This is a genomic window from Legionella sp. (genome assembly GCF_049790535.1).
In the GTDB taxonomy this organism is placed as follows: Bacteria; Pseudomonadota; Gammaproteobacteria; order Legionellales; family Legionellaceae; genus Legionella.
Genome location: NZ_JBAQZB010000152.1, coordinates 1 through 8,289, shown reverse-complemented (window position 1 = coordinate 8,289; position 8,289 = coordinate 1). Strand labels below are relative to the sequence as shown.

Here is an 8,289-nt window from a genome sequence, read left to right as displayed (position 1 = left end):
GCTATTATTTTATTCAATAATTCGTAATTATGTCTGCGCGCAGACACAATTATATAGTAATTAAGAATAATGTCTGCATGCAGACAAAATTGTCGTAGTGGTAAGAAAGGTAACAAAACCCCCGTTTTATTAACTGTTTCAAATATCTCTTTTGAAATAATACTTAATTTGTCTTCTGCTTTCTCTAAAATCTCTGGTAATTCATTAAGATGAGATAAGCCCTTTCCTACAACAATGCCATATTCTGCTAAGAGACCTCGTATCTGATTGCCATGTGCTGTTCGTTGTTTCATTGCGTTTTTTTAGGAACAAATCGCATGTTGGGCCTTGTTACTGCCTCAGCAATTGCTTCTGCATCTCGAGCATCATTTTTATTCGATTTTACATAGGGTTTTACATTGGTTAAAACAAAAAGTGTATGGCTGCAAATCGTTTATAACAATAGAAGAACTTGGCACTTTCATGAGGGCAGGACTGTTTCAAAGATCAATTTTAATTATGATGCTTATGATGATTCGTTATAGATATTTAATGAACTCTGCTTACCGAAAAAAATTTTAATTGAGTATGCCCTCAAATATGGCATTTTCATGAGAATAGGTCATCTTTTTATAAATTTTCTACACCAGTTGTCGACAGCAGGTTTGAAGAGATGAATAGAAATTATTTTATTAGGTAAAAATGGAGATAAAATAAATGTAATTTTACAGACTGTGCATTTAATCGCAGAAAAATCTCGTGTATTCTAAAATAACGATGAATTTTCATGAGGTTAAGATAATGAGTGAACACATCTTAAAAGTGGGATTAGTGCAAGAGCGATGGTATGAAAACCAATCTGAACATCAAAAAAAGTTAGCTGCAGGCATTTTTAGCGCTGCAAATCAAGGTGCAAGATTAGTATGCTTACAAGAACTTACACTGTCTCCATATTTCTGTACACGTGCTGATGTGGATGTAAAATTATTTATGGAAGATATCCATTATGGGCCAACTGCACAATTTGTTAGTCAATGTGCTAAAGATTATAACGTTTGTATCACCGCATCCTTGTTTGAAAAAGCAGGTTACAACACTGCTGTCGCTTATGATAATACCGGAAAATTAATCGCAACCACCCGGAAGCAACATATTCCCAGCGGTGAGAAATACCGTGAAGATCATTATTTCACACCTGGCGATTCTAATTATCCCGTACACACCATTGTTGGCCATTCATTTGGCTTACCGACCTGTTATGACCAATGGTTTCCGGAACTATCACGTATCTATAGCTTAAAAGGGACGGAAGTGCTGATCTATCCCACAGCTATTGGTAGCGAACCAACAGCACCTGGCTTTGACAGTCAACCCATGTGGCAAAAAGTCATGCTTGCTCAGGGAATCATGTCCAACAATTTTATTATCGCTGTGAACCGTATTGGAAATGAAGATGGGCTGGAATTCTATGGAAGTAGCTTTATTAGCAACCCCTTAGGTGAAATATTAGTACAAGCTTCACGCACTGAATCTGCAGTATTAGTGGCTGAATTAGATTTTAACCAACGCGCCTTATGGGGACGATTATTTCCTTTCGCTAAACAGCGGCAACCTGGAACCTATTTGGCCTTAAGTCGTGAAGACAAATTTACCATGGAAAAACCTAATGAATAATACAACAATAAACGAGAACTTATATAACATTGACTATTGGGGTGAAGAATATTTTCACATTAACTCTCAAGGCAATATCGAAATTAGAAAAAATAACACTGAAATTGGCGTCGAATTACAAGTTATTGTTCATGTAGCAAGACAAGCTGGATTGCATCTCCCTTTGCTCGTTAGATTCAGCGATATTCTACACGATCGTGTACTTAAGCTGTATGAAGCATTTGCACAGGCCATTATTGATACCAATTATAGTGGCAGTTACCAACTAGTTTACCCCATTAAAGTCAATCAAGAATATTGTGTAGTAAAAGAGCTGCTAAAAGCTCCAAAACACAAAATAGGTTTAGAAGGAGGAAGTAAGCCTGAATTAATGGCAGTTATTGGCTTGCTCGAAAACACTCCTTCTACCATCATATGCAACGGATATAAAGACAGTTGTTACATCCGGGCTGCGCCGATTGCGCAACAAATGGGCCATACTGTTTTTATTATTATTGAAAAACGTTCAGAGCTAGACATTATCCTACGTGAAGCAACATGTTTAAATATTAAACCTCGACTGGGTGTACGCATTCGTCTGGTCACAAAATGTGCTGGAAAGTGGGAGAATACTGGTGGCTCTAAGTCAAAATTTGGTCTAAACGCCGAACAAGTGCTTGATCTGGTTTATCAATTACAAGCAAATCATTTACTTGATTGCCTACAATTAATGCACTGTCATCTGGGCTCACAAATTGCCAATATTCATGATATTCGCAACTGCATGAACGAAGTAACACGCTATTATATTGAACTTCGCAACTTAAATGTCCCTATCAATACCATTGATGTTGGTGGGGGACTTGGAGTTGATTATGCTGGCACTCGCTCAAATACTGATTGCTCAATGAACTATACTCTAAAAGAATATGCAAGTCATATTCTCCTAGCCGTGCGAGACTTATGTCAAGAAACAAACATGCCTGAACCCAATATAATTTCAGAATCAGGGCGCGCTTTGACAGCTCATCACGCAGTATTAATTACCAACATTACTGACGTAGAAATGGTGAAAAAGACAACCTTACCTACCATTGGGTTGGATGAGTCACATATTATTCATGATATTTTAGATACCTATCAAGTCATTTCGGCTAATTCATCCACTGAAATTTATCATTATGCTGAAAACAAGTTGCACGAAGCCAACTCTATGTTTAAACATGGTGTGTTAAGCCTAACCGAAAAAGCAAAGGTTGAGCAACTGCATACCAATATATGTCTTGAAATTCAAGAGCGTTTGGATGAAACCAATCCATGTGATCGCGAACTTATTGAAACGATTAATGAACGCTTAGCAGCTAAAATATTTTGCAATCTTTCTTTTTTCCAGTCGATTCCTGATGCCTGGGCTATAGGACAGCTTTTCCCTATTGTACCGATTTCGCAGTTAAATGAAAAACCTAGCATGTACAGTATCTTACAAGATTTAACTTGCGATTCCGATGGTACTTTAAAACAGTACCCTGGAAGAGCACAGATTAACTCGACATTGCTACTTCCTCCATATGATGCTAGCAAGCCCTATGCTCTTGCTTTCTTTTTAGTTGGTTCCTATCAAGAAATCCTTGGAAACTTACACAACCTTTTCGGCGACACGAACTCTCTAGATGTAAAATTAACAGGGAATGGTGAGTTTGAAATTAATGACATGGTTAGCGGGGACACTATAACAAATGTATTGAATCTAGCCCACTTTGATACTAAAAAGCTATTGCAATCCTACGAAAAACAATTAATTAAGACAAAATTACCACATGAAATCATACGCTCCTATCTAAATGAGTTACGTAGTATATTTACACAACTCACATATCTAGATGGATCTCAATAAGGTGAAAATATAATGACTCCAAAAGAAGCTGGTTTTTACATGCCTGCAGAATGGCACCCGCATACTAGGTGCTGGATGGCATGGCCCTGCCATAAAGAAACATGGACAAGTATTGGTTTACAAAAAGCCCGCATAGCCTACGCACAAATTGCACAAGCAATTGTACAATACGAGCCCGTAACCATGTTGGTTAATCCTGATGAATATGATGAAGCATCCCGTTTATGTGGGAAATCAATACAAATGGTGCGCCTAGCAATCAATGACTCATGGACACGCGATACAGGACCTACTTTTTTAATCAATGCACAAGGCGTACTTGCCGGTGTGGATTGGATACATAATGCTTGGGGCAGTAACTATGAAGATTGTTATCTTGATAATCAAATTGCATCAAAAATAATCAATATAACCAAGTCAAGACACTTTCATGCACCATTGATCATGGAGGGCGGCTCTTTTCATGTGGATGGAGAAGGCACCATATTGACCAGCCGTGAATGCCTACTAAATCCCAACCGTAACCCTAATTTAACTCAAGAAGATATCGAAAATTACCTCTACAATTATTTAAATTATGAAAAAATAATCTGGTTAAATAAAGGATTAAGGGGAGATGAAACAAATGGTCATATTGATGAAATTGCCTGTTTTATAGCACCCGGTAAAGTCCTAACGTTAATCACGCATGACAAAGCAGACGCAAATTACCATACTTTGCAAGAAAATCTTGAAATTTTAACAGCAGCAACAGATGCAAGAGGGCGATCCCTAGAGATCCACACCATTGAACAACCTCCAGCGACTTACCTTGATGGTAAACGCTTAACCCTCTCTTATATTAATTTTTACTTGGCCAATATGGGTGTTGTGATTCCTGCTTTCGGACATGCTGATTATGATAAACTTGCTTATTCACTATTTGTTAAATTATTTCCAAAGCATAAAATAACTCAAATTGAAGCACTAGATATTTTTGCTGGTGGTGGGGGGATCCATTGCATTACCCAACAACAACCGTTAGTAAAATGAGAAGCATATTCAGGTATTGATGGGTTGAATTACAGATCTGAGGGTATGCCGTAGCAAGATATGGCATACCCCTTAGTTAAGATAAAATATATTGTACTCCATGATCATTGTTTATCATCACGAAATACTCTACCTTCTTCTTTCTTTTTTAAGGATATTATCGCACTGTTGCAATCCTTTACTCTTGATGAAATTAATATTTTATTATTGTATTAAGCACTTCTTCTTTATTCAAGAAAAAAATTATTCCGCCAAAGAAATTGAAAATTTACTTTATAAAGAATCCGGTTTACTAGGAGTCTCCGGCATCAGTAATGATGTACGTGAGCTATTAGCAAACTCTGATGTCAATGCACAAGAAGCTATTGATTTATTTTGTTATCGAGCTGCACTTGAAGTGGGCTCTTTGGTATTTACCGCAGGAATTGGTGAAAATGCCGGCGTTATCCGTAAAAAAATCTGCGAACAACTCAGTTGGTTGGGGATTAAAATAAATGATAAAGCTAATGAAACGAATTCGGTTATTATTAGTGATAATGAAAGTAAAATTAGGGTCAGCGTCATACCAACAAATGAAGAATATATGATTGCGCAACATACCTGGAACATAGTTGAAACCAATTAAATCAGAAATACAAAAATACAGTCAACAAGAATCCTTACATCCTATTAAAATGGTCGTGTTTGCAATCATTTTGGGTATTTTAGGTGGATTAGGAACTATATTATTTCGTAATTTAGTTGCCCTTATCCATAATGTCGCTTTTTTAGGTCATTTCAGTTTTATTTATAATGAAAATCTTCATACATCGTCCAGCATTTGGGGGATAGGTGTAATTTTTGTACCTATAATTGGCAGCATCAAAAATTTGCTCCTGGACAGAGTGGGCTTGGAGTTCCAGAAATTTTAAACGCTATATTTTGCCAAGACGGAAGAATTCAACCTTCAGTCTCTTTGGCTAAAATAATAGCATCTGCTATGACCATAGGCACTGGTGGTTCAGTAGGACGTGAAAGTCCTGTTTTTCAAATTGGGGCTTTATTAAGTTCTATCATCAGTAATTTGCTGCATTTATCCACACAACAAAGAAAAATGCTTGTGGCGGCGGGCGTAGCCGCTCGTACCGCGGTAATATTTGATGCTCCCTTCGCTGGAATTGTATTTACCAGTGAATTTATGCTAGAGACCATTTCTGTTTTTGGCGTAGCACTCATTATTATTGCTACATTTTTTGCTCTCAGCATCGAATATGTTTTGATTAATGAAAAGCCGATTTTTGCTATTCAATTAGTAAATCAAATAAATAGTAACCTGACCTTACCTAACCTATTTTTATTTGTTTCATTTAGAATGGCTGTAGGAATCATTTCAATTTTGCTAATTCGTAGTGTTTATTACTTTGAAGATTTTTTTAATAACCACTTTAAAAATGTGTATCTACGTCATATGACCGGAATGTTAATTGTCGGCTGTTTCATGTATTTATCAATGAATTTATTCGGTCATTACTATATTGAAGGAATAGGATTTGCAACAATTCAAGACTGCCTTAATAATCAGATCCTCAATCTATGGCTGTTACTATTTTTGGTTTTAACTAAATTATTGGCAACCTGTTTGACTCTGGGCTCAGGTGCATCTGGAGGAATATTTTCACCTTCCTTATTTATAGGAGCAACTTTAGGAAGCGCTTTCGCTCTTATGATTAATTACTTGGTTCCAACATTTGTTGTAGACCCAGTCTTGTTTACCTTAATCAGTATGGCAGCAATGTTAGGGAGTACTACGGGTGCATTAATTACATCCGTGATATTAACTTGTGAAATGATGAGAAATTATCATTTTATTTTACTAACACTCACTATATTAATCGCTTATCTTGTTCGTTATTCTTTTTGCCGTGAAAATATATACACTTTAAAATTGCATCGACGAGGTATTGATTTACCGCGAAGATATTTTAAAGCTCTTCTTAACGGTTCTCTCGACTTATTTTTTCTCTCGCTTTTTTTACATTACTTGGTTTGTTTTTTTCCAAATCCATTGTCAATGCCGTTATACCTGCAAGGCTACCCAGTTGCATTGTATCAATAGCTGAACTAGGGACCATAACAATGGTCGAATTTTCTTTTAGTCCCTCATAAAGCATATTCATCGCCCTTAAATGTAATGCAACAGGATTGTTGGTATAGGTCTTAGCTGCTTTGGCAAATTTTTCTGCCACTTGTCGCTCTGAATCCCCAAGAATGACCCGAGCCTGACGCTCTCTTTCGGCCTGTGCTTGCATTGACATGGTATCTTCCAATGCAGGTGGAATTAGAACATCTTTCACTTCAACGGAAATCACCTTAATTCCCCATGGCTCAGTCCGCTCATCGATAATGATTTGCAATTCATTGCTAATTTTACCTCGTCCTTCAAGCATGTCCGAAAGCATTGTTTTGCCAATCACATCGCGCAAAGCAGTTTGGCATGCCCAGCCAATGGCGCTTTCGAAATCGGCTACTTCGAGGGCTGCCTTTTTCGGATCAATTACTTTCCAAAAGAGGACTGCATCAACATCGACAGGTACTGTATCTTTGGTAAGTGTCTTTTCTGCTTTGAATGCTGTCGTGATAACCCGGGTATCGATCCAGTAAGCAACTACATCAATAATGGGTATAATAAAAAATAATCCAGGCCCTCTTAAGGCCTGAAAATGGCCCAACCGCAATACAATGGCTCTATTCCACTGATTTGCAACCTTAATTGAGGCAGAAACAATTACAGCGATAATAACCGCGATGCCAAAAACAAAATAACTTATGTTTCCAACAGAACCTGGGTGCAATGCATATGCTAATGCTGCGCCGATCAATAGAATTATGAAAAATATTAATCCAGAAAATAAGCTTTGATTTTGCATTTTAGCTCCCTCTTCTTAATCATCCAACATCAATACATTGCATTGCACAAAATTAGAATTAATAATGTCAAGTATAATACAAATCCCTAATTATATATGAAACATTCATTAAATAGAGAAGATGCAAATACTTTTCGATTTGGCCTAGTTCTTAATGGGATCTCCAATCATTTCCCCATTCAAATCACAGCAAAATGTTCAAACAATCAGAGTTATTCCGTATTCAGTTGGAACTTACTTGCCGATGTTCATTTATACAATGATTTTAAAGATATTAGCGAAAGTCATTTTTTTGAAGAAACGATATTAAAATTATCCACAGATAATATTTATTTCAATGAACGAGCCAATGATCTATTTTATTTCTTTTCTGAACACCAAACGGGAGCATGACCTATGGATTGCCCCTGCCTTTGCATACTTTAAAAAAAAGGGACAACCATGTCAGAAAGAATACAAACAGAGTTTTATCAACTCAAAGAACAATCCTTCTTTGAGAATTTTGCAGGGCGCTATTTAGCCTATCTTGGCAACATGAGGCCTAATAAAACACAACTTACTGAAATGATGGATTTGCTGTCGCATGTGTGGCTCAGGCATTTAGTCACGCTAGATGCCCGACTCACCGATATAGAAAACCAATGTCTTTATCTGTTTTCACAGGATAAATGGTAGCAAGATCAAAAACTGCCCCCCAGATTGCTCGGTTTCTCTCGTTATCTGACCGACAAATTCGACGATACAAAGAAAATATTTTGCGAGAGCTGGGCTGCAACAATATAACTCAAGCCGTGGTTATGGGGATTCGTTATGGGAAAATCCCCC

At 37.1% G+C, this 8,289-nt stretch carries 9 protein-coding genes and 2 pseudogenes; 9 read left to right on the top strand and 2 right to left on the bottom strand.

What is annotated here, in order from left to right:
* Positions 1-182: 182 nt before the first annotated feature.
* Positions 183-397 (bottom strand): annotated as a pseudogene (locus tag WA877_RS10285) (IS110 family transposase); the annotation flags it as partial.
* Between the two features lie 383 nt (positions 398-780).
* Here WA877_RS10285 and WA877_RS10280 point away from each other — a divergent pair.
* From WA877_RS10280 to WA877_RS10255, 6 genes and pseudogenes are all read left to right on the top strand, one after another.
* Positions 781-1,653, top strand: coding sequence for a nitrilase-related carbon-nitrogen hydrolase (locus tag WA877_RS10280; protein ID WP_425170823.1), 873 nt, complete (start codon positions 781-783; stop codon positions 1,651-1,653).
* Positions 1,646-3,526, top strand: coding sequence for a biosynthetic arginine decarboxylase (gene speA / locus WA877_RS10275; RefSeq protein ID WP_425170822.1), 1,881 nt, complete (start codon positions 1,646-1,648; stop codon positions 3,524-3,526). Before WA877_RS10280 ends, speA begins: the two co-directional genes overlap by 8 nt.
* A gap of 12 nt (positions 3,527-3,538) precedes the next feature.
* Positions 3,539-4,558 (top strand): agmatine deiminase family protein, encoded by a 1,020-nt coding sequence (locus WA877_RS10270; RefSeq protein ID WP_425170821.1) that lies wholly within the window; start codon positions 3,539-3,541, stop codon positions 4,556-4,558.
* A gap of 187 nt (positions 4,559-4,745) precedes the next feature.
* Complete coding sequence (locus tag WA877_RS10265; protein WP_425170825.1) at positions 4,746-5,183, top strand: hypothetical protein; 438 nt, start codon at positions 4,746-4,748, stop codon at positions 5,181-5,183.
* Positions 5,170-5,469 (top strand): hypothetical protein, encoded by a 300-nt coding sequence (locus WA877_RS10260; protein ID WP_425170820.1) that lies wholly within the window; start codon positions 5,170-5,172, stop codon positions 5,467-5,469. The genes WA877_RS10265 and WA877_RS10260 overlap by 14 nt, the downstream gene beginning before the upstream one ends.
* Positions 5,379-6,383: pseudogene (locus tag WA877_RS10255) on the top strand (chloride channel protein); the annotation flags it as partial. The gene WA877_RS10260 and the pseudogene WA877_RS10255, both read left to right, overlap by 91 nt.
* A gap of 148 nt (positions 6,384-6,531) precedes the next feature.
* Here WA877_RS10255 and WA877_RS10250 read toward each other — a convergent pair.
* Entirely contained in the window at positions 6,532-7,464 is a 933-nt protein-coding gene (locus WA877_RS10250) for a slipin family protein (protein WP_425170819.1), read from the bottom strand.
* A 96-nt stretch (positions 7,465-7,560) separates the two neighbouring features.
* Between WA877_RS10250 and WA877_RS10245 the strand changes: the two genes are divergently transcribed.
* The 3 genes from WA877_RS10245 to WA877_RS10235 form a co-directional block, all read left to right on the top strand.
* Positions 7,561-7,857, top strand: coding sequence for a hypothetical protein (locus tag WA877_RS10245; RefSeq protein WP_425170818.1), 297 nt, complete (start codon positions 7,561-7,563; stop codon positions 7,855-7,857).
* 48 nt (positions 7,858-7,905) lie between these two features.
* Entirely contained in the window at positions 7,906-8,139 is a 234-nt protein-coding gene (locus WA877_RS10240; protein WP_425170817.1) for a hypothetical protein, read from the top strand.
* The coding region (locus WA877_RS10235) for a LuxR C-terminal-related transcriptional regulator (RefSeq protein ID WP_425170824.1) at positions 8,133-8,289 on the top strand (157 nt) is incomplete at its 3' end. The genes WA877_RS10240 and WA877_RS10235, both read left to right, overlap by 7 nt.

Coding starts and splice junctions, on each gene's coding strand:
- WA877_RS10245 (WP_425170818.1), top strand. CDS start 7,561: ATGAAACATTCATTAAATAGAGAAGATGCAAATACTTTTCGATTTGGC.
- WA877_RS10240 (WP_425170817.1), top strand. CDS start 7,906: ATGTCAGAAAGAATACAAACAGAGTTTTATCAACTCAAAGAACAATCC.
- speA (WP_425170822.1), top strand. CDS start 1,646: ATGAATAATACAACAATAAACGAGAACTTATATAACATTGACTATTGG.
- WA877_RS10270 (WP_425170821.1), top strand. CDS start 3,539: ATGACTCCAAAAGAAGCTGGTTTTTACATGCCTGCAGAATGGCACCCG.
- WA877_RS10265 (WP_425170825.1), top strand. CDS start 4,746: ATGAAATTAATATTTTATTATTGTATTAAGCACTTCTTCTTTATTCAA.
- WA877_RS10280 (WP_425170823.1), top strand. CDS start 781: ATGAGTGAACACATCTTAAAAGTGGGATTAGTGCAAGAGCGATGGTAT.
- WA877_RS10250 (WP_425170819.1), bottom strand. CDS start 7,464: ATGCAAAATCAAAGCTTATTTTCTGGATTAATATTTTTCATAATTCTA.